The following is a 26,955-nucleotide window of genomic DNA, read 5'->3' as shown; positions in this document are numbered from 1 at the left end:
ACCACGGCAGAATGCCCGCATACAAGGATGCTAAGTGGCCGCGATCACACTTTTCGCTCCTCCCCGCTACTCCTCCCTTTCTAATCCCTGGCAGGATGAGGTAGCCGAAACGGGAGCCAGGCACACTAGCACTAATGTTGTTTTTTACTTACAGGATCCGAGTTCCCTATGTCACAGCCCACATTTAACACAGCACAATTCGAAGCGGCCCTGACGCGTCAGTGGCAGCGTTTTGGTCTTAATGCCGCAGACCAGATGACCCGGCAGCAGTGGTGGCACGCGGTCAGCGGCGCGCTGGCGGAATTACTGCCGGTACAGGCAGAAGCCCCGGCCAAAAACCAGCGCCACGTGAACTACATCTCAATGGAATTTCTGATTGGTCGTCTGACCGGCAACAACCTGCTCAACCTCGGCTGGTATCAGGAGGTGAGCGATGTGCTTCAAACCCATAACGTCAACCTGACGGATTTGCTGGAAGAAGAGATCGATCCGGCGCTGGGCAACGGTGGGCTGGGGCGTCTCGCTGCCTGCTTCCTGGACTCCATGGCGACGGTGGGCCAGGCGGCGACCGGCTATGGCCTGAACTACCAGTACGGCCTGTTCCGCCAGTCTTTTGCTGACGGGCAGCAGCAGGAAGCGCCGGACGACTGGCATCGCGGCAGCTATCCGTGGTTCCGTCACAATGCCGCGCTGGATGTGCAGGTGGGCATCGGCGGCAAAATCAGCAAAGACGGCCACTGGACGCCAGCCTTCAATCTTATCGGCGAAGCCTGGGATCTGCCGGTGCTCGGCTACCGCAACAGCGTCGCGCAGCCGCTGCGCCTGTGGCAGGCAAAACATGCCCATCCGTTCGACCTCACCCGTTTTAACAACGGCGATTTCCTGCGTGCCGAACAGCAGGGTATCGACGCCGAAAAACTGACCAAAGTGCTCTACCCGAACGACAACCATCTGGCGGGCAAAAAGCTGCGTCTGATGCAGCAGTATTTCCAGTGCGCCTGTTCGGTGGCAGATATTCTGCGCCGTCATCACCTCGCCGGACGTACCATTGCGCAGTTGCCGGACTTCGAAGTGATCCAGCTTAACGACACGCACCCGACCATCGCCATTCCGGAGCTGCTGCGCGTGTTGATCGACGAACACCAGCTCAGCTGGGACGACGCCTGGGCGATCGCCGGCAAAACCTTCGCCTACACCAACCATACCCTGATGCCGGAAGCGCTGGAGTGCTGGGATGAGAAGCTGGTGAAAGCGCTGCTGCCGCGCCATATGCAGATCATCAGCACTATCAACAACCGCTTTAAATCGCAGGTGGAGCAAACCTGGCCGGGGGACAAAGACGTCTGGGCGAAGCTGGCGGTGGTGCATAACAAACAGGTGCGCATGGCGAATCTGTGCGTGGTGAGCGGCTTTGCCGTCAACGGCGTGGCGGCGCTGCACTCGGATCTGGTGGTCAAAGATCTGTTCCCGGAATATCACCAGCTGTGGCCGAATAAATTCCACAATGTGACCAACGGCATCACACCGCGCCGCTGGATCAAACAGTGCAACCCGGCGCTGGCCGCGCTGCTCGACACGACGCTGAAAACCGAATGGGCCAACGATCTCGACCAGCTTCAGGGCCTGGAAAAATATGCCGACGACGTGGCGTTCCGCGCGCAGTACCGCGATATCAAACGGGCCAACAAAGTGCGTCTGGCGAGCTATGTGAAAGCGCGCACCGGCATTGAGATCAATCCGGAGGCCATTTTTGATATTCAGATCAAACGCCTGCACGAGTACAAACGTCAGCACCTCAATCTGCTGCATATTCTGGCGCTGTACAAAGAGATCCGCGAAAACCCGACCGCCGACCGCGTGCCGCGCGTCTTCCTGTTTGGCGCGAAAGCCGCGCCGGGCTACTACCTGGCGAAAAACATCATCTTCGCCATCAACAAAGTGGCGGAAGCGGTCAACAACGATCCCCGTGTCGGCGACAAACTGAAAGTGGTGTTCCTGCCGGATTACTGCGTGTCGGCAGCGGAAATGCTCATCCCGGCGGCGGATGTTTCCGAGCAGATTTCCACCGCGGGCAAAGAGGCCTCCGGCACCGGCAATATGAAGCTGGCGCTCAACGGCGCGCTCACTGTCGGTACGCTTGATGGCGCAAATGTCGAAATTGCCGAGCAGGTTGGCGACGATAACATCTTTATCTTCGGCCATACTGTTGAACAGGTGAAGGCGCTGAAGGCCAAAGGCTACGATCCGCTGAAGTGGCGCAAAAAAGACAAAGTGCTGGATGCGGTGCTCAAAGAGCTGGAAAACGGCGTCTACAGCGATGGCGATAAACACGCCTTCGATCAGATGCTGCACAGCATGGGCAAGCAGGGCGGCGACCCGTATCTGGTGATGGCCGACTTCACCGCCTATGTCGACGCGCAAAAACAAGTGGACGTCCTGTACCGCGATCAGGACGCCTGGACGCGAGCCGCTATTCTGAATACTGCCCGCTGCGGCATGTTCAGTTCGGATCGCTCCATCCGTGATTATCAGACCCGTATCTGGCAGGCCAAACGTTAAGGAAAGCCATGGAAAGCAAACGACTTGATGCCGCCGCGCTGGCGGCGGGGATCAGCCCTCATTACATCAATGCTCACGGTAAACCGCAGTCTATTGGCGCGGAAACCAAACAGCGTTTGCTGGACGCCATGCATCGCCCGGCCGCCCCGAAAAAGGGGGCGGTTCCGCCTGTGCCGCCGGTGAAGATCTTTACCCACGGCAAAAAAATGCCGCTGCCTGTTGAAGGCAGCGGGGAATTCAGCTGGCGGCTGATCACCGAAGAGGGCCGGGAGTACACCGGCCTGGCCACCGGTGGCAAAGCGCTCAATCTGCCGGCGAAGCTGCCGGAGGGCTATCACACGCTTGAGATCGGTAAGGCGAAACAGCAATGGCAGTGTCGGGTGATAGTCGCGCCGAAGCGCTGCTATGAACCGCAGGCGTTACACGATGGGAAAAAACTGTGGGGCGCCTGCGTGCAGCTCTACACCCTGCGTTCGGAAAAAAACTGGGGGATCGGCGATTTTGGCGATCTGAAGGCCATGCTGGTGGACGTGGCGAAGCGGGGCGGTTCTTTTATCGGTCTGAACCCGATCCACGTGCTCTACCCGGCTAACCCGGAAAGCGCCAGTCCGTACAGCCCGTCATCCCGCCGCTGGCTGAATATCGTCTATATCGACGTGAACGCCGTGGAGGATTTCCAGCGCAGCAAAGAAGCGCAGAAGTGGTGGAAAATGGCCTCTACGCAGGATGCGCTGCGCGCTGCGCGCAACGCCGAATACGTGGATTACGCGACCGTTACCGCGCTGAAAATTGCCGCGCTGCGTCTGGCGTGGAAAGGCTTTGCCGCCCGTAAAGACAGCGATGCGCAGAAAGTGGCGTTCAACGACTTTGTTACGCAGGAAGGCGAGAGCCTGTACTGGCAGGCGGCGTTTGACGCGCTGCACGCGCAGCAGGTGAAAGAAGATGAGATGCGCTGGGGCTGGCCGGCATGGCCGGAAGGCTATCAGCGTACCGACAGTCCGGAAGTGAAGCAGTTCTGCGAAGAGTACGCCGACGAAGTACAGTTTTACCTGTGGCTACAGTGGCTGGCCTGCGAGCAGTTTGCGCAGTGCTGGGAAACCAGCCAGGGCTTCGCCATGCCGATTGGCCTGTACCGCGATCTGGCAGTGGGCGTGGCGGAAGGCGGCGCGGAAACCTGGTGCGATCGTGAACTCTACTGCCTGAAAGCGTCCGTCGGCGCACCGCCTGACATTCTTGGTCCGCTCGGCCAGAACTGGGGACTGCCGCCGATGGATCCGCACGTCATGACGGCGCGCGGCTACGAGCCTTTTATCCAGCTCTTGCGCGCGAACATGAAAAGCTGCGGCGCGCTGCGTATTGATCATGTGATGTCGATGCTGCGCCTGTGGTGGATCCCCTACGGCGAAACCGCCGATCAGGGGGCGTACGTGCAGTATCCGGTGGACGATTTGCTGTCGATCCTCGCCCTGGAAAGCAAGCGCCACCAGTGCATGGTGATTGGCGAAGACCTGGGGACGGTGCCGGTGGAGATTGTCAGCAAGCTGCGCGACGGCGGCATCTACTCCTACAAGGTGCTCTATTTCGAGAACAGCGAAAACGTCTTCCTGCCACCGCAAAAATGGCCGGAACAGTCGATGGCCGTGGCGACCACTCACGATCTGCCAACGCTGCGCGGCTACTGGGAAGCCGGTGATTTAACCCTGGGCAAAACCCTGGGACTGTATCCGGACGAAGAGGTGCTGCGCGGTCTGTACCAGGATCGCGAGCGGGCGAAACAGGGTCTGCTGGAGGCGCTGCACAAGCAGGGTTGTCTGCCGAAACGTGCCGGGCACAAGGCCTCACGTATGGCGATGACCAGTACGCTGAACCGCGGAATGCAGCGTTATATCGCCGATTCCAACAGCGCGCTGCTCGGCTTGCAGCCGGAAGACTGGCTGGGTATGGCCGCGCCGGTAAATATTCCGGGTACCAGTTCTCAGTACAAAAACTGGCGGCGCAAGCTGAATACCACTCTTGAGAAGATGTTTGCCGATGACGGCGTGAACAGGCTGATTAAGGATCTGGACAGAAGGCGTAAAACGGCAGGGAAGAAGTAAGTATTACATTGCCCCTCTCCGTCCGGAGAGGGGCAATAGACAGCCGTTAAATCACCGTAGCCAGCAGCAGACAACCCACCAGACCACAGACCGAAATAATGGTCTCCAGCGCCGACCATGACTTCATGGTTTCACCGATAGTCAGGTTGAAGTACTCCTTGAACAGCCAGAAACCCGGATCGTTCACGTGGGAGAAAATCACGCTACCGGAACCCACGGCGATAACCATCAGCTCAGGGCTGACACCGGTGGTGGCGATCAGCGGTGCAGCGATGCCGCCAGCCGTGATCGCCGCAACCGTTGCAGAACCCAGCGCAATACGCAGTACTGCGGCAATCGACCAGGCCATAAAGATCGGCGATAAGTTAGTGGAATGCATCATCGCGGCAATGTATTTATCCACGCCGCTGTCGACCAGCACCTGTTTGAACGCGCCGCCGCCGCCGATGATCAGCAGCATCATGGCGATGATTTTGATCGAGGAAGTGATGGTATCGGTCACGTCATCCATCGAACGGCCACGGTTCAGGCCGAAGGTGAAGATGGCGATCAGCACGGCAATCAGCGTGGCCATAACCGGGTCGCCGAAGAATTCAGCGTAAGGCAGCAGCGCATGGCCTTTCGGCAGCACCATTTCTGCAATCGCACGGCCCGCCATCAGGATCACCGGTACCAGAGAGGTCCAGACGCTGACGCCAAAGCTCGGCATTTCGGCTTCGCTGAAGGTTTTCGCGTTGTACAGGCCTTCCGGGATCGGTTTATCAATATTTTTCAGGAAACGGGCATACACCGGGCCTGCCAGGATCACCGTCGGGATCGCCAGCAGCGTACCGTAGAGCAGGGTTTTACCCATATCGGCGTGGAAGATAGTGGCGATAGCGGTCGGGCCCGGGTGCGGCGGCAGGAAGCCGTGCGTTACGGAAAGCGCTGCCGCCATCGGCACGCCGACGTAAAGCAGCGGCACGCGCGCTTTTGCGGCGATGGTGAACACCAGCGGCAGCAACAGCACGAAGCCCACTTCATAGAACAGGGCGAAACCGACGGTAAAACCGGTTAATACCACTGCCCACTGAATGTATTTCTGACCAAATTTGTCGATAAGCGTGGTGGCAATGCGCTGCGCCCCACCGCAGTCTGCGAGCAGTTTGCCGAGCATAGCGCCGAAGCCCATGATCAGCGCAAGGCTGCCGAGCGTACCGCCGACACCCGCTTTAATGGAGGCGATCACTTTGTCTACTGGCATGCCCTGCATCAGTCCGACGGCGAGCGCCACCAGGATCAGGGCAATAAATCCGTTCAGTTTAAAACGGATCATTAACAACAGTAACAAGACAACACCGATAGCAACGATGACTAATGGCATGATTTACCTGGCCTTTAATTTGTTATGGGTAACGTTAAACACCTTACTGGCGTTACCAATTATCCCGCAGGGGGAACAGAGAACGCATCGCACTGCCCCGGCTTGCTTTTAGATTTGAACAAAAGTTTAGCTGGCCGTTTGGGGTTAATGCAGTACTGGCGCGAATGATACGGGTAACATATAAGGAATGAGAATGACCCTGGCGGTTTAAATGTGAGAATTGCGAGGTGGGTCATATTCTGGGGAAGAGAATGTTAAATTTTTGGTGGCGGGTTGCCGGGTGGCGCTGCGCTTATGAAGCCTGTAGGCCCGGTAAGCGGAGCGCCACCGGGCGGGGAACGTATTAACACGTAGGCCCGGTAAGCGAAGCGCCACCGGGCGGGGGAGTGCATCAGTAGTAGGAGTGTTCGCCGCGCTGGTGTTCGGTCAGATCGCGCACGCCTTTCAGTTCCGGGAACTCGTTCAGCAGCTGCTTCTCGATCCCTTCTTTCAGGGTCACATCGACCATCGAACAGCCGTTACAACCGCCGCCGAACTGCAGAATGGCATAGCCTTCTTCAGTAATTTCCATCAGCGTAACGCGGCCACCGTGACCGGCCAGCTGCGGGTTAACCTGCGACTGGATCATGTAATCGACGCGCTCCATCAGCGGCGCATCATCAGACACTTTACGCATTTTGGCGTTCGGGGCTTTCAGCGTCAGCTGTGAACCCAGCTGATCGGTAACGAAATCGATCTCCGCATCATCCAGATACGGCGCGCTCAACTCATCGACATACGCCGTCAGCAGGTCAAATTTCAGGGCGGTGTCAGAAGCTTCCACTGCGTCCGGCGGGCAGTAAGAGACGCCACATTCAGCGTTTGGGGTACCCGGATTGATCACAAATACGCGGATTTGTGTTCCTTCTTCCTGATTTGCCAGCAGTTTGGCAAAGTGCGCTTGTGCAGCGTCGGAAATATGGATCATAGCAATGGCCTAATAGTTGACTATTTTACTTGGTTATAATACGCCCATCATCGAGGCTCTACAAGGTTCGACACAGGCACCATACCTGAACAGTCGCCGCGCCGCCCCGTAAAAGCAGCTGAGCAATCTCTGCGACGGTGCTGCCGGTAGTGACGACATCATCCACGATAGCGATATGGAGTCCGCGCACCGGTAATTCAAGGCGAAAGGCATGACGCAGATTATGTTTCCGCCGTCTGGCGCTGAGCTGATGCTGAACGGGCGTGGCGCGAACGCGTATCAGCGCCGTGCTGTCCCAGGCGCAGGTCAGCCAGCGGGCGAGCGGGCGGCAGAGCAGATCGCTCTGGTTAAATCCTCTGCGCCACCGGCGGCGGCGGTGAAGGGGCACGCTGATCAGTCTGTCGGGCCAGGGCGATCCCCGCTCACGATGGGCGCGGGCAACGGCCAACAGCAACAGACGCGCCAGCGCCCGGGCCACTTCCGGCTGGCGGGAGAACTTCAGCCGGTGGATCAACGAACTGAGCGGCGGCACATAGTCGTTTACCATCACCAGTTGCTGCCAGGGCGGCGGTTTTTGCAGGCAACGCCCGCACGGCAGGCCGGAAAGCGCCGCCGGTAAACCGCACTGCGGGCAGACGGTCTGCGTGATAAACAGCGCACGGCAGCACACCGAACAGATGCCCCAGGACGCGAGCGCCAGCGGCATTCGGCATAGCCAGCATAAGCCAGGCACTGATAGCATAGATCCCCTCCCTGTTGATGAAAGAGAAGCCTAACTGATGAATGACCTGTGGTGGGAAACCAAAGGCGAAGGAAAGTGTCATCTTGTGCTGCTGCACGGATGGGGACTGAATGCGCAGGTATGGGATTGCATAACGGCGGAACTCGCGCCGCATTTTACGCTGCATCTGGTGGATCTGCCGGGCTATGGCCGCAGCAGCGGCTTTGGCGCGCTGTCCCTTCAGCGGATGACAGACGCGGTGCTTGCCCGTGCGCCGGAAAGCGCCATCTGGCTGGGCTGGAGTCTGGGCGGGCTGGTGGCAAGCCAGGCGGCGCTCAGCGCCCCGCAGCGTGTTCAGGCGCTGGTAACGGTCGCTTCTTCCCCTTGCTTCTGCGCCGAAGATGACTGGCCGGGTATCAAGCCTGAGGTGCTGTCCGGCTTTCAGCGTCAGCTGAGCGAGGATTTTCAACGCACCGTGGAACGTTTCCTGGCGCTGCAAACCCTGGGCACCGAAACGGCCCGTGCAGATGCCCGCAAACTGAAAAGCGCCGTGCTGGCGCTGCCGATGCCAGGCGAAACCGTGCTTAACGGCGGGCTGGAGATCCTCAAAACCGCCGATCTGCGCGCGCCGCTGGCTTCACTGAAGCAGCCTTTCCTGCGCCTGTACGGTCGGCTTGATGGCCTGGTGCCACGCAAAATCGTGGCGAGGCTGGACGAGGCGTGGCCCGCCAGCCAGTCGGTGATCTTCCCGAAAGCCGCCCATGCGCCCTTTATTTCTCACCCGGAAGACTTTTGTCAGGCGCTGCTCGATTTTAAGGCCTCGCTGGCGTGATCCCTCTCCGGCGTGTGGCGAAATAGTCAACTGGCGTTAATACTTAAGGATGTCACTGCGGCTTTGTTGGTGAAAAGCGTAATGACCTAAGAACCACAACCTTAAAGGAGTTAAGCCTATGAAACTTGCTACCGGTATTGTCGCGTCTCTGGTTATTGGATCGCTGTCATTTCGCGTGCTTGCAGCAGAAGAGTTGCAGAAAGATAAAGTCAAAGAGATGAACCTGACCAAAATTGGCACAGTGACCACCTCTGACACCACTGCACCGATGGATGCGAAAGCGGAAATCGTGAAGAAAGCCGATGAGCTGGGCGGGAAATATTATGTTGTGACCAGCGGTGATAAAACGGGCAAAGACATTCACGCTACCGCAGACGTGTATAAATAACAGCAGCAGGCGGATCCCCGATCCGCCTGTCTGTCAGCCTGGCATCCACCACTCCCGCAGACAGGCTTTTCCTTCCGGACACTGACGGCACTGCCCGCTCAGACAGCCACCGGGCTCTTCCTGAACGCGACGGACTTTTCCCAGCGCCTCCATCCGGCTCAGCATCGCTTCCACCCTCGACAGCGGCGTATGCAGCGCAGCGCTCAGGGCGCTGGCCTCCATTTTGCCATGCAGGGCCAGCATATCGCGGATCTCAAACAGTGAGGCCATGGCGTGTCTCCTTAGTGACAGTCGCTGCCGGTGCTGGCTTCGCAGCAGCGGGCAAGCTGTTTACGCGTCGCCAGCAGATCGACGTTCACCCGGCTTCTGGCGCGACGCAAGCCGCCAATCACCAGCACGTTAAACAGGATCACCGCGAGGATGCAGACCAGGCTGTAGCGCGGATGCTGGCTAAAGGTGGTCGTCTGATAAAACAGGGTGGCGAGGGAATAAGCGATATTCAGCCCCCAGAGGATCGAGAAGCCCATCCAGCCGCGGCTCGCTTCGCGAGCGATGGCCCCCATCACCGAAATACAGGGGATGTAGAGCAGCACGAAGATCAGATAGCTGTAGGCGGCGGCAGGGCTGCCAAACTTCTCGCTCATCACGCCCATGGTGCCGGTGGCCATTTCGCCGTCGCCTTTACTGGCTTCGATCGGGTTAGCCAGCGTGCTCAGGCTTAAGGTTTCCACCAGGCTTTGCCAGGTTTCCTGCGCGGCGCCCAGCAGTTCGTCCGTCAGGCTGAACTGCGCGGCATCAAAGGGCGCGTCCTGAATGTTTTCGGCGGTGTAGAGGGTGTTCAATGTCCCGACCACCACTTCTTTTGCCATCGCGCCGGTAAACAGACCGACGGTCGCCTGCCAGTGATCGCCCTGCACGCCGACAGGCTCAAGCAGCGGCGTGAACACCCGACTGACCGATGCCAGCGCCGAGTCGTTGATGCTCGTAGCCGCCTGGCCGCCAAGCGTAAAGCTGTTCAGGGCGCTGAGGAAAATACTGACCACCACAATCACCTTACCCGCGCGCAGCACAAAGCCTTTCAGACGCTGCCAGGTTTGCAGCAGCAGGCTTTTCAGGTGCGGGACGTGATACACCGGCAGCTCCATCACAAAAGGCGAGGCTTCGCCGCGCATAATGGTGTGCTTGAGCATCAGGCCGGTGAGAATAGCCATCACGATCCCCAGCACATAGAGCGAGAAGACCGCCAGCGCACCCTGCTGCCCGAAGAAGGCCGAGGCGAACACCGCGAAGATCGCCAGCCGCGCGCCGCAGGACATAAAGGGTGCCATCATGATGGTCATCAGGCGCTCACGCGGCGCATCCAGCGTGCGGGCGCCCATTACCGACGGCACATTACAGCCAAAGCCGACAATCAGCGGCACAAAGGATTTGCCCGGTAGCCCCAGCGACTGCATCAGGCGATCCATTACAAAGGCCGCGCGCGCCATGTAGCCGGAGTCTTCAAGGAATGACAGAAACAGGTACATCATGCCGATCTGCGGCACCAGCGGCAGCACGGTGTTGATACCGCCGCCCAGCCCCTGGGCAAGGAAAATGGTCAGCCAGTCCGGGAAATGCAGCGTGTAACCAATCCACTGAATACCGTGAATGAAAATGGCCACGGAACCGGCGTCAAAGATCGGTGCCAGCGCGCCGCCGATGTTAATGGCCAGCACAAACATCACGTACATCACCAGCAGGAAGATCGGCAGCCCGAGCAGACGGTTAAGGACGATCTTATCCATGGCGGCGGTAAAGCGCCCCGGCTCCGCCGTTAACGTGTTGCTCACCGCATCGCAAATGGCGGCGATGGTCTGGTAACGGGCGTCGGCGATGTGCAGGGCAGGATCGTCCATCTCCTCTTTCAGACGCGCCAGCGCCTGCGGCAGATGCTGCGCCGCATCGCCCGCGTAGCCGCGGCTGTAGATATCGCCTTCCAGCATCTGCAACGCCAGCCAGCGGCGCTGTTGTTCCGGCATCTGTGTATCCATGGTTTCCGCCAGCATGGCGGCTTCCCGCAACAGGGGACGCGCATAATGCACCAGGCTGATAGCCTGATTCTGCTGGTGGCGGTCAATCGCCAGCTTAAGGGCGTCGATGCCGCGCCCGCGCGTTGATACCAGCGGCACCACCGGGCAACCCAGGCGGGCGGACAGGGCATCGATGTCGATGCGGATCTGCTGTTTCTCGGCAATGTCGAGCATGTTAAGCGCCACGATGCAGGGAATGCCCAGCTCCAGCAGCTGTAGCGTCAGGTAGAGATTACGCTCCAGATTTGACGCATCCACCACGTTGATCAGCATGTCCGCCTCGCCGCTCAGAATGTAGTGGCAGGCGATCTGTTCATCGAGGGAGGTTTGCGATGAAATGGTGGTCAGAGAATAGGTGCCAGGCAGATCCACCAGGGTTACCGCGTGGTCAGTGGTGGAGAACAGCCCTTCTTTACGCTCCACCGTGACGCCCGCCCAGTTACCGACACGCTGACGCGCGCCGGTAAGCTGATTAAATAAAGTTGTCTTGCCGGAATTAGGATTGCCAATTAAACCGAGGGTTAATTTTTTCATAGTATTGCTGCGCTCTGTGAGTCAGTCGCTTATTAACGGGATACCGCTTCCACTTCTAATAACGCCAGATCTTTTTTTCGTAATACCAGGCTGACCCGACGGGTTTCAATATGTACAGGGTCACCGAAGGGCGCGACGCGCACCACGTTAAATGACGAGCCCGGCAGCATGCCAAGCGAAAGCAGTTTCTGACGGTAAGCCGGGCTGATTTCAGGGGCGAAACCGGTAATTTTCCACGCGCTGTCAGGTGAGAATGCCATAGGGACCTACTTAATTTTGCAAATCAGGGTAGTGTGCCAGGCGTCGTCAACATTCAGGAAAAGCGGAATAAGCGACCCCGGCGACGGTGACAAAATAATCAACTGAAAGAATGGTAATGAGAATGGTTTTTATCATCAACGGATAAAATGTGTGTGAATGTTATATTGGCGATTAATATGCGTGACTTTTGATTTAGCTCAAAAATAAACGCGGAAATGATTTTAGTTAAATGGAACCAGAATTAACGCATTGTGTTAATAATGTGAAAAATAGTGATCTGTTAAGTTTTATTAATTATTTAAAGTTAATTCCCTCTCCCGCAGGAGAGGGCGAAAAAAAGATTAACGTTTTTTACCCATGGCCGCCGCCAGCGCATCCATCATCGCGCTGTTGCCGGAAGGCTGAGTTTCACGACCACGCGGTTTTGCCGCCCCGCGCGCTGCCGGGCGGCTGGCCTGTTCGCGCTGCGGGCCACTGCCGCGACGGGAACTGGTTTCGCCTGGCTGTTCGTCAAGACGCATGGTCAGGGCGATACGTTTTCGCGGCAGATCGACTTCCATCACCTTCACTTTGACGATATCACCGGCTTTCACCACGCTGTGCGGATCGTCGACAAACTTATTGGACAGCGAGGAGATATGCACCAGGCCGTCCTGATGCACGCCGATGTCCACGAATGCGCCAAAGTTGGTGACGTTGGTCACCGCGCCTTCAAGGATCATGCCTGGCAGCAGGTCGTTCATGGTTTCCACGCCCTCGGCGAAAGTCGCGGTTTTGAATTCCGGACGCGGATCGCGGCCTGGTTTTTCCAGCTCTTTAATGATATCGGTCACCGTCGGCACGCCGAAACGCTCATCGGTGAAGTCGGAGGCTTTCAGCTGACGCAGCTCGTTGCCGTTACCCATCAGATCGCGCAATGACTGCTCGGTGGCGGCCAGAATGCGCTCCACCACCGGATAGGCTTCCGGGTGCACCGTTGACGCATCCAGCGGGTTATCGCCGTGGTTAATGCGCAGGAAGCCCGCGCACTGCTCGAAGGCTTTCGGCCCCAGACGGCTCACCTTCAGCAACTGCTGGCGATTCTGGAACTGACCGTTCTCATCGCGCCAGGCCACAATATTCTGCGCCATCATGCGGGTTAAACCCGCCACGCGGGTTAACAGCGGTACGGAGGCGGTATTCAGATCGACGCCCACGGCGTTTACGCAGTCTTCCACCACCGCATCGAGCTTACGCGCCAGCTGTGACTGGCTGACGTCGTGCTGGTACTGGCCGACGCCGATGGATTTCGGATCGATTTTCACCAGCTCCGCCAGCGGATCCTGTAAACGACGGGCGATAGACACCGCGCCACGGATGGAGACATCCAGATCCGGGAACTCCAGCGCCGCCAGCTCAGAGGCGGAATAGACAGACGCGCCCGCTTCGCTGACGATGACCTTTTGCGCCGTCACTTTCGGGAACTGCTTTTGCACGTCGAGGAAGAAGCGCTCGGTTTCGCGGGAAGCGGTACCGTTACCGATGGCCACCAGCTCAACATTATGTTTTTCGCACAGCGTGGCGACCACTACCGCCGCTTTCGCCGCCTGGCCGGTGTGCGGATAGATGGTGTCGGTCGCTACCAGCTTGCCGGTGCCGTCAACCACCGCCACTTTCACGCCGGTGCGCAGGCCGGGATCAAGGCCCATGGTGGCGCGCAGACCCGCGGGGGCCGCCATCAGCAGATCGTGCAGGTTACGGGCGAACACGTTAATGGCTTCGTCTTCGGCGCGCTCGCGCACGGTGCCCATTAATTCGGTTTCGAGGTGCATCAGCACCTTGATGCGCCATGTCCAGCTCACCACGCCACGACGCCAGCTGTCGGCAGGGGCGTTGTTCAGGCGCAGGCCGAGATGGTCGATGATGATCTGTTCGCAATGGCTCTCTTTTGGCGGCTCATCAAACTGCGGATCGGCGTTCAGCGCCAGTTGCAGAATGCCTTCGTTGCGGCCACGGAACATCGCCAGCGCGCGGTGTGACGGCACGCTGCTGATGGGTTCGTGATGGTCGAAATAGTCGCGGAATTTCGCGCCTTCTTCCTCTTTGCCGCTAATCACCGTCGCCACCAGATGTGCGTTCTTCCACAGGTAGTCACGCACTTTCGCCAGCAGCGCCGCGTCTTCCGCAAAGCGCTCCATCAGAATATAACGCGCGCCATCCAGCGCCGCTTTGGTGTCAGCCACGCCTTTATCCGCATCGACGAATTTCGCGGCTTCGGTTTCCGGGTGATGGGACGGATCCTTCCACAGTAGATCGGCGAGTGGTTCGAGTCCTGCTTCAATGGCGATTTGCCCGCGTGTGCGGCGCTTAGGCTTATAGGGCAGGTAGAGATCTTCGAGTTCGGTTTTGCTCAGCGTACTGTTGATGGCCCCGGCCAGTTCGTCGGTCAGCTTGCCCTGTTCGCCGATGGATTTGAGGATCGCCTGGCGTCTCTCTTCCAGTTCGCGCAGGTAGCCAAGACGGGTTTCGAGCTGACGTAATTGCGTGTCGTCCAGACCGCCGGTGACTTCTTTACGATAACGTGCAATGAACGGCACGGTGTTCCCTTCATCAAGCAGGCGAACGGCAGATTCTACCTGTTCAGCTCTCGCCTGAAGTTCACCCGCAATAATGCGGCAGAGCGAATTATTCATCATTTCAATATCATCTTCTGAGCAAAAACAGCCGATAGTTATACGGATTGAGGCAGCAAAATGCCAGCCGTAACGGGCGGCTTAGGGATTATTCTGGCGGGCTATTTTACATAGGTGATCTCATTCACATACCAGGTGGCTTCACCGCCCGGCGTCTGCACAACGGCGACGTCGCCAACCTCTTTCTTCAGCAGCGCGCGCGCCATCGGCGAGTCGATGGAGATGTAATCCTTTTGACCAAAAATTTCATCGTAGCCGACAATGCGGAAACGGCGGGTATCGCCCTCGTCGTTCTCAATTTCCACCCAGGCGCCAAAAAAGACTTTGCCTTCCTGCTGCGGGGAGTAATCTACGATACGCAGATTTTCGAGGCATTTAGTGAGATAGCGCACCCGGCGGTCGATCTCGCGCAGCCGTTTCTTATTATACTGGTAGTCGGCGTTTTCACTGCGGTCGCCCAGACTTGCCGCCCAGGTCACTTTTTTGGTGACTTCGGGGCGCTCCTGACGCCAGAGATAATCCATTTCCTGCTTGAGTTTGTCGTAACCCTCACGGGTAATCAGGGGCGTTTTCATTTTCCATGCCTTATTCTGTGAGCAAATGTACAGATAACTTGCTGTTAAATATGCTTTGTAACAATTTCGACTAGAATTCATACCAGAATTAACTGGTGGTGGGCGCACACTTTTTTAGAATACGCTTTCAAGATTGTCCGAACCTTTGGGAGTACAAACAATGCAAGAGAATTATAAGATTCTGGTCGTCGATGACGATATGCGCCTGCGTGCGCTGCTTGAACGTTATCTCACCGAGCAAGGCTTCCAGGTTCGCAGCGTCGCCAACGCAGAACAGATGGATCGCCTGTTAACCCGTGAATCCTTCCACCTGATGGTGCTCGACTTAATGTTACCTGGTGAAGATGGTTTGTCCATCTGCCGCCGTCTGCGTAGCCAGAGCAACCCGATGCCGATCATTATGGTCACGGCGAAAGGTGAAGAAGTTGACCGTATCGTGGGCCTCGAAATTGGCGCTGACGACTACATTCCGAAACCCTTCAACCCGCGCGAACTGCTGGCCCGTATCCGCGCCGTGCTGCGTCGTCAGGCGAATGAGCTGCCGGGCGCGCCCTCTCAGGAAGAAGCGGTTATCGCCTTTGGTAAGTTTAAGCTTAACCTCGGCACCCGCGAAATGTTCCGCGAAGATGAGCCGATGCCGCTGACCAGCGGTGAATTTGCCGTGCTGAAAGCGCTGGTCAGTCATCCGCGCGAGCCGCTGTCCCGCGATAAGCTGATGAACCTGGCCCGTGGCCGCGAATACTCCGCGATGGAGCGTTCCATCGACGTACAGATCTCCCGCCTGCGCCGCATGGTGGAAGAGGATCCGGCGCACCCGCGCTATATTCAGACCGTCTGGGGTCTGGGCTACGTCTTTGTGCCGGACGGCGCTAAAGCATGAGGCGAATGCGCTTCTCGCCGCGAAGCTCGTTTGCCCGCACGCTGTTACTGATCGTCACCCTGCTGTTCGTCAGCCTGGTGACGACCTATCTGGTGGTGCTGAACTTCGCGATCCTGCCGAGCCTCCAGCAGTTTAATAAGGTCCTCGCTTACGAAGTCCGTATGCTGATGACCGATAAACTGCAACTGGAGGACGGCACGCAACTGATGGTTCCCCCTGCGTTTCGCCGGGAGATCTACCGCGAACTGGGCATTTCGCTCTACTCCAACGAGGCCGCTGAAGACGCGGGCCTGCGTTGGGCGCAACACTACGAATTCTTAAGCCATCAGATGGCGCAGCAGTTGGGCGGCCCGACGGAAGTGCGCGTCGAGGTCAACAAAAGCTCGCCCGTCGTGTGGCTCAAAACCTGGCTGTCGCCCAATATCTGGGTGCGCGTACCGCTCACGGAAATTCATCAGGGCGATTTCTCCCCGCTGTTCCGCTATACGCTGGCTATTATGCTGATGGCCATCGGCGGCGCATGGCTGTTTATCCGTATCCAGAACCGGCCGCTGGTGGATCTGGAACATGCCGCGCTTAAAGTGGGGAAAGGGCAGATCCCGCAGCCGCTGCGCGAATATGGCGCGTCTGAGGTGCGCTCCGTGACCCGCGCCTTCAACCAGATGGCGGCGGGCGTAAAACAGCTGGCCGATGACCGTACGCTGTTAATGGCGGGCGTCAGCCACGATCTGCGTACGCCGCTGACCCGCATTCGCCTCGCCACGGAAATGATGGCCGAAGAAGACGGCTATCTCGCGGAATCCATCAATAAAGACATCGAAGAGTGCAACGCCATTATCGAGCAGTTTATTGATTACCTGCGTACCGGCCAGGAAATGCCGATGGAGATCGCCGATCTCAATTCGGTACTGGGCGAAGTGGTGGCGGCTGAAAGCGGCTATGAGCGTGAAATCGAAACGGCGATGCATCCGGATGAGATCCTGGTGCGTATGCATCCGCTCTCCATTAAGCGTGCCGTGGCGAATATGGTGGTTAACGCCGCCCGCTATGGCAACGGCTGGATCAAAGTCAGCAGCGGTACCGAGCCGCATCGCGCCTGGTTCCAGGTGGAGGACGACGGTCCGGGGATCAAACCGGAGCAGCGTAAGCACCTGTTCCAGCCTTTTGTGCGGGGCGACAGCGCGCGCAGCACCAGTGGTACAGGCTTAGGCCTGGCGATTGTGCAGCGTATTGTCGATAACCATAACGGTCTGCTGGAGCTGGGCACGAGCGAGCGGGGCGGGTTATGCATTCGCGCCTGGCTGCCGGTTCCGGTGACGCGTGTCGCAAGTCAGGTGAAAGAGAGTTAAGCGCGATGAAACTGTAGGCCCGGCAGGCAACGCGCCGCCGGGCTTCTGACAGGCAGGATTACAGCTTCGGCCCGGCGCTCACCAGCGCCGCACCCGCCGGGGTATCGGTATACTTCTCGAAATTACTGATAAACAGTTTCGCCAGCGCTTCGGCTTTCTCCTGCCACTGTTCCGGTGACGCATAGGTATTGCGCGGATCGAGGATCGCAGTGTCCACACCCGGCAACGTCGTCGGGATCGCCAGATTAAACATCGGCAGCGTAAAGGTTTCCGCCTGATCCAGCGAACCATTCAGAATGGCGTCAATAATCGCGCGCGTATCTTTAATGGAGATGCGCTTGCCGGTACCGTTCCAGCCGGTATTCACCAGATAAGCCTGCGCACCCGCCGCCTGCATCCGTTTCACCAGCACTTCGGCGTACTGCGTCGGGTGCAGCGACAGGAAGGCCGCGCCAAAGCAGGCGGAGAAGGTCGGGGTCGGCTCGGTGACGCCGCGCTCGGTGCCCGCCAGCTTGGCGGTGAAACCCGACAGGAAATGGTACTGCGTCTGGTTAGCCGACAGCCGCGACACCGGCGGCAGCACGCCGAAAGCATCGGCGGTGAGGAAGATCACCTTGGTGGCATGTCCGGCTTTGGACACCGGCTTGACGATATTATCAATGTGATAGATCGGGTAAGAGACGCGGGTGTTCTCGGTTTTGGAACCATCGTCATAATCGACAGAGCCATCTGCGCGCACGGTGACGTTTTCCAGCAGCGCATCACGGCGAATGGCGTGGAAAATATCCGGCTCGGCCTCTTCAGACAGCTTGATCGTCTTGGCGTAGCAGCCGCCTTCGAAGTTAAACACGCCGTCATCATCCCAGCCGTGTTCGTCATCGCCGATCAGACGGCGTTTCGGATCGGTGGAGAGGGTGGTTTTACCGGTGCCGGACAGACCAAAGAACACCGCCACATCGCCTTTTTCACCGACGTTCGCCGAACAGTGCATGGAAGCGATACCCTTCAGCGGCAGCAGGTAGTTCATGATCGAGAACATCCCTTTTTTCATTTCGCCGCCGTACCAGGTGCCGCCGATCAGCTGAATGCGTTCGGTCAGATTAAAGGCCACGAAATTCTCGGAGTTCAGACCCTGCTCTTTCCACTGTGGGTTAGTGCACTTCGCGCCGTTCATGACGATAAAGTCCGGCGTAAAGCCCGCCAGCTCTTCTTCCGTCGGGCGGATAAACATGTTTTTGACGAAATGGGCCTGCCAGGCGACTTCGGTAATAAAGCGCACCGACAGACGGGTGTCAGCGTTCGCGCCGCAAAAGGCATCAACAATAAACAGCCGCTTGCCGGAGAGTTGACGGGTAACCAGGCCTTTCAGATGCTGCCAGGTTTCCGGGGAGAGCGGTTTATTGTCGTTCTTGCCTTTGCCTTTATCGGACCACCACACGGTATCGCGGGTGGTGTCATCGCGAACAATGTATTTATCTTTCGGCGAACGGCCGGTGAAAATACCGGTGTCGACGGCGATAGCACCAGAATTTGTCAGCACACCGCGCTCGTATCCTTCCAGATCTGGATTGAGCTCTTCCTGATACAGCGTGTCGTAATCAGGGTTGTGTACAATATTCTTAACGTCGTGGATACCATAAGCCTCGAGATCCTGCGGGGTTAAATCGTTAACGCGCATGTCACTACTCCTTAGCTAAATGTACTACCTGAGATTGTAGGGTTGTTATAGGGGTTTTAACCGCGACGGGGCTCATAGATTTACGTATCAGGAAAATCTCACTATATAGGGTTACACCCGTCACCTGGCGAGACGAATTATGGATGTTTTGCTTTGAGTCAGGGAGGAAACGTTACGCGATCGGGCTTTTTTAGAGGATTAGTCGGCGGCTTTGTGAGTGTAATCGCATTCATGAAAGGAAATTACGTAACTGTTTCATGAAGATTTAAGGCGCGCCGCCGGGCGGCGACGCGCGAGTCAGCATTAATGCACCTGCGGATCCGCAGGGGAGGCGTTGTTGCGGATTTCCGCAATATCCATCGAATTGAACAGATAGTGATTACCGCAGTAATCGCAGTGCATGTCGATTTCGCCTTCTTCCGCCAGGATGCTGTCGATTTCTTCATCCGGCAGGGTACGCAGCGCTCCGGCGCAACGCTCGCGGGAGCAGGTGCACTTAAACACCACGTCCTGCGGATCGTAAAGGGTCACTTCCTCTTCGTGATACAGACGCCACAGCACGTCGTTGGCGGGCAGCGTGGTCAGCTCTTCCAGCTTGATGGTATCGGTCAGCGTCGCCAGATGTTCGAAATCATTGGCCTGGGTATCCTGCGCCGGCAGGACCTGCAACAGCATACCGCCCGCCGCCGCTTTACCGTCGACCACGCCGGTGCGAATGAACAGACGCGTCGGCAGCTGCTCAGAACGCATGAAGTAATCTTCCAGGCATTCGGCCAGCGTATCGCCTTCCAGACCGACAACGCCCTGATAGCGTTCGCCTTCTTCCGGCGCAATGGTGATCACCAGATAACCGTTGCCGATAAGGGTTTTCAGATCGGCATTGTCTGGCACGTCGCCCTGCACGCGCGCGACGCCGCGCATTTCCTGGCGGTTGTTACCATTGATAACGGCGAGGCTCATCGGGCCATCGCCCTGCAACTGCACGGTGATATCACCGGCGAATTTCAGGGTGGCAGTCAGTAAACTTGTCGCGACCAGCAACTCACCGAGGATCATTTTCACCGGCTGCGGGTAATCATGATTTTCAAGGATATGTTGCAGGCTCCCGGATACCGTCACCAGTTCGCCGCGAACGGCATAGTTTTCAAACAGGTAGCGGTGCAATTGGTCGTGTTGGGCCATAGTCATCTCGTCTTAGGGTGAAAATTACTCTTTTTCACCGAATTTAAATTTTATCAGGTCGCGGCGTTCTTTCTTATCCGGACGGCGATCGGGGTGCGGCATGGTGAGCGCGTTAAGTTTACGGGCCTCGGCCATTTTCTCGCGTTTTTCAACGCTTTCTGCCGTTTCTTCATACAACGCCACCGCCTCACTCGCCGGACGGCGCTGTTCGGTAATGGCACTCACCACTACCGTGCGTTCGTCATTTCCCTGACGCAGCGTCAGCATGGCATTCAGCTCAACAATCTTACTCGGTTTGGTGCGCTGTCCGTTGTAGTGCACTTTGCCGCCTTCGATCATCTCACGTGCCAGCGCGCGGGTTTTGTAAAAGCGTGCCGCCCAGAGCCATTTATCAAGGCGGACCTGCTGTGCGGGTTTCTCTTTCATCGCGTCTCCTTCGCGCCGAGCGCGGGGATCAAACGGCGGTAGTCATTCAGCCCCGGATGGCGCTGATATTGCTTTTCAGCGATCCCGGAATCCGGATTCGTAATGCCGAGGCAGTAGCGAATACCGAATTGTGCCGCCGCATCGAGGATGGGTTCGCTGTCATCCACAAACAGGGTGCGTTCCGGATCAAGCCCGGTCTCCTGCTGTACGGCTTGCCATAATCGCTGATCCTCTTTCGGATAGCTAAATGTGTGGGTGGAAAGTAATAAATCAAGGTGTGAACCCAGGCCCGTATGCTCAAGCTTCACCGCCAGGTTATGCGGGTGCGCATTGGTCAGCAAAATACGGCGTTTACCACAGGCTTTCAGCGCATCCAGAAACGGCACGGTGTCTTCACGCAATACCGCCCGCGCGCCCTGCGCGGTGGTCATGGCGCAAATATCCAGCCCGAGGCGTTCACTCCAGTAATCCAGACAGTACCAGTTTAGCGTATGCTGCACGGCATGATATTGCTGGCCGATATACGCCTGCGCTTCCTGCGGCGTGATGCCCTGCTGTGCGGCATAGGTTTCCGGCACCAGTTTTTGCCAGAAATAGTTATCAAACGCCAGATCGAGCAGGGTGCCGTCCATGTCCAGCAAAACGGTATCCACGTTTTGCCAGTCAATATCAATATGCATAGAACACTCCGGACAGAAGGAAAATTCGGCGCGGGCTGCAACCAAAGCCCGCGCCGAATATTATCAGATAATGTTGTCCGGGGCGGAGATCAGCGTCGGGTTGAAGCAGCTGTCATAGTACTGCTGAATGTCGGCCAGGCGGGTGCGATGGCGCTGATAGCGGCGCAGGGCCTGAATGCCGTTATACAGGCTGCAAAGGATCAGCGCCGCCAGCAGCAGGGTGGTCGCGGCATAACGCCACAGTCCGGCGCTGTCGGGCATACGGTGCAGGCTGATGTGGCGGGTGCCGTTGGCGTCGGTATAAATATTGGTGATGATCCCTTCGGCGCTGAACGGCGTCTGCATCAGCATTTGCGCCAGCCGCTGAAACTCTCCCCACTGATCCTGCGCCGGATAGTCATACAGCGCGACGGGCGGCCACGGCTGATCCACCAGCTCGCTGCCTTCATCGCTGGCAATCACAAAGCCGCCAGGCGCCGGGCTGTTCAGCGCCTGCGCTGCACGGGCGGTTTCACGGGTAATAAAGGGCGCGGTGGAGGTGTCCACCAGATTATCCAGCGATTCGGCGCTGACCGGGCGCAGCAGCACGTTCACGCCGCTGAGTTTACCGGTGCTGGCGCGACGGGTCAGCGCCTCCCAGTCTTTGGTATTGCCGAGGTTAACCAGCGCGTTTTTAAGACGCAGACACTCATCTTCGGCGGCGCACAGATCCTGGGTTTTCAGCACGATATCGGCAAAATCATCCAGCAACACCATGCCGGATTTTTCTATGGCCGAACGCAGCGCGGCGCTGACGCGGGAATCGTCTTCCGTCTGGGGATGCAGCTGGCGGTTAACCGCCTGAATCAGCGCGCTGGCTTTATTAACGGTATCAGATTCCGGCAGCGGCAGGGGCGGCGCATCGTTCCAGATAATCTGCGAGCAGTCGAACGGTGTAAACGGCGACTTTTGCTGGGCGTTCCAGTTGCCTGACGCATGGATGCTGCACATACCGGTGCCGCGCAGGCTCAGGGTATCCCCCACGCGCACCGCCGCCTTTTCCAGCTCGTTCACGCTGGTCGCTTCAATAGTCTGCGCGCCTTTCATCCATGACACGGTAAATTTGATGGGCATATCCAGCGGCACCCAGACCAGCAGCATCACCAGCACGATCAGCGCGCCTGCCGCGATAATGGCGCTGCGCAGCCAGTGCTGAACCGGGAAATGCGTGGCTTCGTCATGCAGGGATAAAAAGCGCCCCTGGCGCACCACATGGCGGTCGAGATAAATATCAATGTCCGTCTGCTGGCCTAAGTCCTGTGCGATGTAGGGCTGCCAGTGCGGCGGATAAATCAGATCGATAATGCCGAGGGAAATATTATTGATCTGCTCCTGATCGTTCTCACCAAACAGCCCCCAGCGCTTTGGCGTACCGCGCAGGCAGTGGATCTCACGTAATGTATTTTTTGCCGGCGGCGCGAATAATCCCCACAGGCCTGCGGCCAGCAGCATGATTGCCCCGCCTGCCATCCACGGCACAAAAACGTTAGGCGTGACCAGGCAGAAGAAAAATAACAGGAAAGAGGCGCTGATCAGCAGGGCTTCCCGCAGCCCATCCGGGCGGCTCAGGGCGTACTCTTCCCGCGTTTGCTGACGAATATTCAGCAGTTCAATCTGCTCGCTCTCTTCGCCACGAATGGAAGCCTGAGTGGAGGTTTGCACTTCCAGCGAGTAGCCGCGCGTCTCCTGGATGTATTCGCTCAGGGTATGGCCGTTGAGGGAAATGACAAGCGGGAGGGTGTCGGTGTGGATCAGCTCCACCGCGTTTTCATCGGTGATGTACTGTTCCCAGAACGGCGGCAAATGGACTTCTACCGCATCAAGGTAGTAGCGCCATTTATTGAGATCGTCAGTGTTGATGCCGTATCGGGTGATCGCGTGCGTCACGGAAAAAACCGTGTTGCTTTGCGTATTTAACGCCATCGCCACCGGCGGCGTGGTCGCACCGGTCGGGCCGGGGACATCCAGGATACGGGATAGCGAATCGAGGTAACTTTCAACCGCGCTGCGCTCATCGGCGGTTAATTTACGCGTGGCGGCATCAGCAAAAACCTGAAGATTTGGTAGCCGGTAGAGGCGCTTCGTCCGTCGCCTGAAAAACCACCATGCAAGAAGTGCGCAGGCAAGGCAGGCAGCGAAAAAAATCAAAATGGTGCTCATACTTTCCCCATCTTACTTTTTTTACAGAGGTGTGGTCAGTAGCACCCTTTCCAAAAAAAACGTCATCACATGGCTGGTTTCGGGCAAGTATAAAACTGAATTCTTTTAAGCGCATACCAGCGCGCAGGATAGTAACAAAACACGCGCTGCATGCAATATCAGCAAATTCCTAATCTCAATTCAAGCTCTTGACTTTTTTAATGAAATGATGAATGTACTAGTTGACGTTACAAATATGTAAATTGAGCGCGAATGCCGTTGCCCAAACTGCTCGCTATACCGCACAATAAACAGAGTTTTCACTGTAAAGACCCCATCATAATGAGTAAATCATTGCAAAAACCCACCATTCTTAACGTCGAAACCGTCGCTAAATCACGGTTATTTAACGTTGAAAGCGTGGATCTGGAATTCAGCAACGGCGAGCGTCGTGTTTATGAGCGCATGCGCCCGTCAACGCGCGAAGCCGTAATGATTGTGCCCATCGTCGATGACCATCTGATTTTGATCCGTGAATATGCCGTGGGGATCGAAGCCTATGAACTGGGCTTTTCGAAAGGGCTTATCGATCCGGGCGAAAGCGTGTATGAAGCCGCGAACCGCGAGTTAAAAGAGGAAGTGGGTTTTGGCGCGCATAACCTGACGTTTCTGAAGAAACTGAGCATGGCCCCGTCCTATTTCTCCAGCAAAATGAATATCGTGGTGGCAGAAGATCTCTATCCGGAGTCGCTGCAAGGGGATGAGCCTGAACCGCTGCCGCAGGTGCGCTGGCCGCTGGCCCATCTGATGGATCTACTTGAAGATCCCGATTTCAATGAAGCACGCAATGTCAGCGCGCTTTTCCTGGTGCGGGAATGGCTGAAAGGGCAGGGCAGGCTGTAGTTTTATGGCCCTCTCCCGGCGGGAGAGGGCTTTAGGATCAGAACAGTTCGTGCGTCTCGCCGTTATCAATAATCGTCGTTCCCACCTCATGTACCGCCTGCTGTGTCGGCTGCGTACCTTCGATGAAATACTCCTGACGACTGTTGCCGCCGTTGGCCAACTGGCCGGTGGTGCGGTCGATATTGACGGTTACAATGCCCGGCGGCGGCGTCAGCGGTTCTTCCGGTACGCCTTCCAGCGCGTGTTTCATAAAGGCATCCCAGGCAGGCTGGGCGCTCTTCGCACCGCCTTCATAGCCTGAGATCTGATCTTTAATCGCCCCCGAGGCGGTGGTGCGCCCCAGATCCCGGCGATGGTCGTCAAAGCCGATCCATACCGAGGTGACCGCGCCAGGGCCGTAGCCGGAGAACCACGCATCTTTCGAGCTGTTGGTGGTACCGGTTTTGCCGCCGATATCATTACGTTTCAGATCGCGGCCCGCACGCCAGCCGGTGCCCTGCCAGCCCGGTTCGCCAAAGATATTGCTGTTCAGCGCGCTCTTGATTAAGAACGCCAGCGGAGTATTGATGACGTGCGGCGCGTACTCCTGCGCCCCGGTTTGCGCCACCAGCGCCTGATTAGCCTGTCCCAGCTGCGGCATCGGTACGACGGCGTTCTGCTGCTCCTGCGAGCGGGCGACGTCTTCCACGTCTTTGTTCTCCAGCACGCCGGATTTCTGCGTTTCGCCGTAAATAACCGGAATATCGCATTCCGCACAGGCGATCTTTGGACGGGCTTCAAAGAGTACGCCGCCCTGATCGTTTTCGATCTTGCTGATGAAATACGGATCCACCAGGAAGCCGCCGTTCGCCATCACCGCATAACCGCGCGCCACCTGAAGCGGCGTAAAGGATGCCGATCCCAGCGCCAGCGATTCAGTATGCACGATGTTCTGCGCCGGGAAGCCGAAGCGCTGCAAATACTCTGCCGCGTAATCCACGCCCATGGCGCGCATCGCACGCACCATCACCACGTTTTTCGACTGGCCCAGGCCCTGACGCAAACGGATAGGCCCGGCGTATTCCGCAGGGGAGTTCTTCGGCTGCCAGTCAGAGCCCGCGCCCGCATCCCAGCGGGAAATCGGCACGTCGTTGAGAATACTCGCCAGCGTCAGCCCTTTGTCCATCGCCGCCGTGTAGAGGAAAGGCTTGATGTTTGAGCCCACCTGACGCAGCGCCTGGGTGGCGCGGTTAAATTTGCTCTGATTGAAATCGAAGCCGCCGACCAGCGCTATCACCGCGCCGTTTTGCGGGTTGATGGACACCAACGCCGAGTTGACGTCCGGCACCTGCGCCAGCCACCAGGCATCCTCAACCTGACGCACCCAGATTTGCTGTCCGGCCTGCACCACATCGGTGACTTTGCGCGGCGTAGCGCCCTGCGCGGTATCCGAACGGTAAGGACGCGCCCAGCGCATTCCTTCCATACGCAGCGACACTGAGGTGCCATCTGCCAGCATTGCCGTCGCTTCCTGCAGGCTGGTGCCCGTGACCACGGCAGGCAACAGCGGCCCGTAGGTCGGCAGCGCTTTTAACGTGCGGGTGATTTTCTGGGTATCCCATGCGCTTTCCCCCAGCTTCCACAACACGTTCGACGGGCCGCGATAGCCGTGGCGCATGTCGTAATCCAGCACATTGTTACGTACCGCCTGCTGAGCGGCCTGCTGCATCTGACGCGTGATGGTGGTGTAAACACGGTAGCCGTCTTCATAGGCTTTCTCGCCATAGCGGGACACCATCTCCTGGCGCACCATCTCTGACAGATAAGGCGCTGAGAAGGCGATTTCCGGCGCGTGATAATTGGCGTCAATCGCCTCGCCGCGCGCCTGATCGTACTCCGTCTGCGAGATATACCCTTCGCTGAGCATACGCGACAGCACCACATTTCGACGGCTGGTCGCACGTTCCAGCGAGTAGAGCGGGTTGAAGGTCGACGGCGCTTTTGGCAGACCGGCGATCACGGCGATTTCGCTCAGCGTCAGCTGATCGACTGACTTACCGAAATAAACCTGCGCGGCAGAGCCCACGCCGTAGGCGCGGTAACCGAGGTAAATTTTGTTGAGATAAAGTTCGAGGATCTCGTCTTTATTCATCAGCTGTTCGATGCGGATGGCGAGAAACACTTCCTTTATTTTACGCATCAGGGTGCGTTCGGGGCTTAAGTAGAAGTTTCGCGCCAGCTGCTGCGTGATGGTGCTCGCGCCCTGCGAGGCATGACCGGAGAAAAGCGCCACGCTTGCCGCACGGAAAATCCCCACGGGATCGACACCATGATGCTCATAAAAACGGCTGTCTTCTGTCGCAATAAACGCTTTCACCATCACCGGCGGGATCTGGTTTAAGGTCAGCGGGATGCGCCGTTTTTCACCGTACTGAGCGATAAGCTCGCCGTCGGCGCTGTAAACCTGCATCGGGATCTGCAAACGCACATCTCTGAGCGTGGCGACATCAGGGAGTTGCGGCTCAACATATTTGTATAAGCCATAGATCGAGCCTGCTCCCAGCAGAATGCAACAGACTGCAAGGATCAATAAATACTTTACGAACTTCACCGGAGATTTCCCATTTAGTTTTATCTGGGCAGTTTATAAACAACCGCGCGGT

The 26,955-nt window shown here is 57.5% G+C and carries 21 protein-coding genes; 7 read left to right on the top strand and 14 right to left on the bottom strand.

The features are described 5' to 3' along the window. The first annotated feature begins 168 nt into the window (after window positions 1–168). Both malP and malQ read left to right on the top strand, forming a co-directional pair. Window positions 169–2,559 (top strand): maltodextrin phosphorylase, encoded by a 2,391-nt coding sequence (gene malP, locus QRD42_RS03580; RefSeq protein WP_321988198.1) that lies wholly within the window; start codon window positions 169–171, stop codon window positions 2,557–2,559. An 8-nt stretch (window positions 2,560–2,567) separates the two neighbouring features. After that, window positions 2,568–4,655 (top strand): 4-alpha-glucanotransferase, encoded by a 2,088-nt coding sequence (gene malQ / locus QRD42_RS03575; protein ID WP_321988197.1) that lies wholly within the window; start codon window positions 2,568–2,570, stop codon window positions 4,653–4,655. A 46-nt stretch (window positions 4,656–4,701) separates the two neighbouring features. Here the strand turns inward: malQ and gntT are convergent, their stop codons facing one another. The 3 genes from gntT to gntX all read right to left on the bottom strand — a co-directional run bounded on the left by gntT (window position 4,702) and on the right by gntX (window position 7,727). Then, a complete protein-coding gene (gene gntT / locus QRD42_RS03570; protein ID WP_072571223.1) occupies window positions 4,702–6,018 on the bottom strand; it encodes a gluconate transporter in 1,317 nt (438 codons plus the stop codon). 391 nt (window positions 6,019–6,409) lie between these two features. Next, window positions 6,410–6,985 carry a Fe-S biogenesis protein NfuA gene (nfuA, locus tag QRD42_RS03565; protein ID WP_072571224.1) on the bottom strand — a complete coding sequence of 192 codons (576 nt, stop codon included), beginning with the start codon at window positions 6,983–6,985 and terminating at the stop codon, window positions 6,410–6,412. A 58-nt stretch (window positions 6,986–7,043) separates the two neighbouring features. Next, window positions 7,044–7,727, bottom strand: coding sequence for a DNA utilization protein GntX (gene gntX, locus QRD42_RS03560; protein WP_072571225.1), 684 nt, complete (start codon window positions 7,725–7,727; stop codon window positions 7,044–7,046). A 37-nt stretch (window positions 7,728–7,764) separates the two neighbouring features. On the opposite strand from gntX, the gene bioH reads away from it, so the two are divergent. After that, complete coding sequence (bioH, locus tag QRD42_RS03555) at window positions 7,765–8,538, top strand: pimeloyl-ACP methyl ester esterase BioH (RefSeq protein WP_321988196.1); 774 nt, start codon at window positions 7,765–7,767, stop codon at window positions 8,536–8,538. A 118-nt stretch (window positions 8,539–8,656) separates the two neighbouring features. After that, complete coding sequence (locus QRD42_RS03550) at window positions 8,657–8,926, top strand: YdgH/BhsA/McbA-like domain containing protein (RefSeq protein ID WP_321988195.1); 270 nt, start codon at window positions 8,657–8,659, stop codon at window positions 8,924–8,926. Between the two features lie 33 nt (window positions 8,927–8,959). On the opposite strand, the gene feoC is transcribed toward QRD42_RS03550, so the two are convergent. From feoC to greB, 5 genes are all read right to left on the bottom strand, one after another. Then, a complete protein-coding gene (gene feoC / locus QRD42_RS03545; RefSeq protein WP_321988194.1) occupies window positions 8,960–9,196 on the bottom strand; it encodes a [Fe-S]-dependent transcriptional repressor FeoC in 237 nt (78 codons plus the stop codon). Window positions 9,197–9,207: 11 nt separating this feature from the next. Then, window positions 9,208–11,529, bottom strand: coding sequence for a Fe(2+) transporter permease subunit FeoB (gene feoB, locus QRD42_RS03540; protein WP_321988193.1), 2,322 nt, complete (start codon window positions 11,527–11,529; stop codon window positions 9,208–9,210). A gap of 32 nt (window positions 11,530–11,561) precedes the next feature. Then, a complete protein-coding gene (feoA, locus tag QRD42_RS03535; protein WP_088220980.1) occupies window positions 11,562–11,789 on the bottom strand; it encodes a ferrous iron transporter A in 228 nt (75 codons plus the stop codon). Window positions 11,790–12,131: 342 nt separating this feature from the next. Next, entirely contained in the window at window positions 12,132–14,465 is a 2,334-nt protein-coding gene (locus QRD42_RS03530) for a Tex family protein (protein WP_321988192.1), read from the bottom strand. A gap of 98 nt (window positions 14,466–14,563) precedes the next feature. Continuing rightward, window positions 14,564–15,037: a transcription elongation factor GreB gene (gene greB / locus QRD42_RS03525; RefSeq protein WP_072571232.1), complete on the bottom strand. Its 474-nt coding sequence runs from the start codon at window positions 15,035–15,037 to the stop codon at window positions 14,564–14,566. A gap of 160 nt (window positions 15,038–15,197) precedes the next feature. Here greB and ompR point away from each other — a divergent pair, with 160 nt between their 5' ends. Beyond that, window positions 15,198–15,917: a two-component system response regulator OmpR gene (gene ompR / locus QRD42_RS03520; protein ID WP_006177890.1), complete on the top strand. Its 720-nt coding sequence runs from the start codon at window positions 15,198–15,200 to the stop codon at window positions 15,915–15,917. Next, the gene (envZ, locus tag QRD42_RS03515) at window positions 15,914–17,266 is read left to right on the top strand and encodes a two-component system sensor histidine kinase EnvZ (protein WP_321988190.1); all 1,353 of its coding nucleotides are present in this window, start codon (window positions 15,914–15,916) and stop codon (window positions 17,264–17,266) included. Before ompR ends, envZ begins: the two co-directional genes overlap by 4 nt. A 58-nt stretch (window positions 17,267–17,324) precedes the next feature. Here the strand turns inward: envZ and pckA are convergent, their stop codons facing one another. The 5 genes from pckA to QRD42_RS03490 form a co-directional block, all read right to left on the bottom strand. Further along, window positions 17,325–18,944 carry a phosphoenolpyruvate carboxykinase (ATP) gene (pckA, locus tag QRD42_RS03510; protein ID WP_072571234.1) on the bottom strand — a complete coding sequence of 540 codons (1,620 nt, stop codon included), beginning with the start codon at window positions 18,942–18,944 and terminating at the stop codon, window positions 17,325–17,327. 303 nt (window positions 18,945–19,247) lie between these two features. Next, window positions 19,248–20,126 (bottom strand): Hsp33 family molecular chaperone HslO, encoded by an 879-nt coding sequence (gene hslO / locus QRD42_RS03505; protein WP_072571235.1) that lies wholly within the window; start codon window positions 20,124–20,126, stop codon window positions 19,248–19,250. A gap of 24 nt (window positions 20,127–20,150) precedes the next feature. Continuing rightward, entirely contained in the window at window positions 20,151–20,552 is a 402-nt protein-coding gene (gene hslR / locus QRD42_RS03500; protein ID WP_072571236.1) for a ribosome-associated heat shock protein Hsp15, read from the bottom strand. Then, window positions 20,549–21,232 (bottom strand): GMP/IMP nucleotidase, encoded by a 684-nt coding sequence (yrfG, locus tag QRD42_RS03495; RefSeq protein ID WP_321988189.1) that lies wholly within the window; start codon window positions 21,230–21,232, stop codon window positions 20,549–20,551. Before yrfG ends, hslR begins: the two co-directional genes overlap by 4 nt. Before the next feature lie 63 nt (window positions 21,233–21,295). Next, complete coding sequence (locus QRD42_RS03490) at window positions 21,296–23,431, bottom strand: intracellular growth attenuator family protein (protein WP_321988188.1); 2,136 nt, start codon at window positions 23,429–23,431, stop codon at window positions 21,296–21,298. A 321-nt stretch (window positions 23,432–23,752) separates the two neighbouring features. Here QRD42_RS03490 and nudE point away from each other — a divergent pair, with 321 nt between their 5' ends. Next, entirely contained in the window at window positions 23,753–24,313 is a 561-nt protein-coding gene (gene nudE / locus QRD42_RS03485; protein ID WP_072571239.1) for an ADP compounds hydrolase NudE, read from the top strand. Window positions 24,314–24,350: 37 nt separating this feature from the next. On the opposite strand, the gene mrcA is transcribed toward nudE, so the two are convergent. Next, window positions 24,351–26,903, bottom strand: a complete 2,553-nt coding sequence (mrcA, locus tag QRD42_RS03480) for a peptidoglycan glycosyltransferase/peptidoglycan DD-transpeptidase MrcA (protein ID WP_321988187.1) — start codon at window positions 26,901–26,903, stop codon at window positions 24,351–24,353. Window positions 26,904–26,955 lie beyond the last annotated feature (52 nt).

This window comes from Enterobacter sp. PGRG2 (assembly GCF_030291195.1).
Taxonomy (GTDB): Bacteria; Pseudomonadota; Gammaproteobacteria; order Enterobacterales; family Enterobacteriaceae; genus Enterobacter_D.
The sequence above is the reverse complement of the archived record's forward strand: the minus strand, read 5'-3'. Positions and strand labels throughout refer to the sequence as shown.

Coding starts and splice junctions, on each gene's coding strand:
- hslO (WP_072571235.1), bottom strand. CDS start 20,126: ATGGCCCAACACGACCAATTGCACCGCTACCTGTTTGAAAACTATGCC.
- feoA (WP_088220980.1), bottom strand. CDS start 11,789: ATGGCATTCTCACCTGACAGCGCGTGGAAAATTACCGGTTTCGCCCCT.
- yrfG (WP_321988189.1), bottom strand. CDS start 21,232: ATGCATATTGATATTGACTGGCAAAACGTGGATACCGTTTTGCTGGAC.
- hslR (WP_072571236.1), bottom strand. CDS start 20,552: ATGAAAGAGAAACCCGCACAGCAGGTCCGCCTTGATAAATGGCTCTGG.
- ompR (WP_006177890.1), top strand. CDS start 15,198: ATGCAAGAGAATTATAAGATTCTGGTCGTCGATGACGATATGCGCCTG.
- nudE (WP_072571239.1), top strand. CDS start 23,753: ATGAGTAAATCATTGCAAAAACCCACCATTCTTAACGTCGAAACCGTC.
- QRD42_RS03550 (WP_321988195.1), top strand. CDS start 8,657: ATGAAACTTGCTACCGGTATTGTCGCGTCTCTGGTTATTGGATCGCTG.
- feoB (WP_321988193.1), bottom strand. CDS start 11,529: ATGAAAAAATTAACCCTCGGTTTAATTGGCAATCCTAATTCCGGCAAG.
- envZ (WP_321988190.1), top strand. CDS start 15,914: ATGAGGCGAATGCGCTTCTCGCCGCGAAGCTCGTTTGCCCGCACGCTG.
- bioH (WP_321988196.1), top strand. CDS start 7,765: ATGAATGACCTGTGGTGGGAAACCAAAGGCGAAGGAAAGTGTCATCTT.
- QRD42_RS03530 (WP_321988192.1), bottom strand. CDS start 14,465: ATGATGAATAATTCGCTCTGCCGCATTATTGCGGGTGAACTTCAGGCG.
- nfuA (WP_072571224.1), bottom strand. CDS start 6,985: ATGATCCATATTTCCGACGCTGCACAAGCGCACTTTGCCAAACTGCTG.
- pckA (WP_072571234.1), bottom strand. CDS start 18,944: ATGCGCGTTAACGATTTAACCCCGCAGGATCTCGAGGCTTATGGTATC.
- QRD42_RS03490 (WP_321988188.1), bottom strand. CDS start 23,431: ATGAGCACCATTTTGATTTTTTTCGCTGCCTGCCTTGCCTGCGCACTT.
- feoC (WP_321988194.1), bottom strand. CDS start 9,196: ATGGCCTCACTGTTTGAGATCCGCGATATGCTGGCCCTGCATGGCAAA.
- gntX (WP_072571225.1), bottom strand. CDS start 7,727: ATGCTATCAGTGCCTGGCTTATGCTGGCTATGCCGAATGCCGCTGGCG.
- greB (WP_072571232.1), bottom strand. CDS start 15,037: ATGAAAACGCCCCTGATTACCCGTGAGGGTTACGACAAACTCAAGCAG.
- malP (WP_321988198.1), top strand. CDS start 169: ATGTCACAGCCCACATTTAACACAGCACAATTCGAAGCGGCCCTGACG.
- gntT (WP_072571223.1), bottom strand. CDS start 6,018: ATGCCATTAGTCATCGTTGCTATCGGTGTTGTCTTGTTACTGTTGTTA.
- malQ (WP_321988197.1), top strand. CDS start 2,568: ATGGAAAGCAAACGACTTGATGCCGCCGCGCTGGCGGCGGGGATCAGC.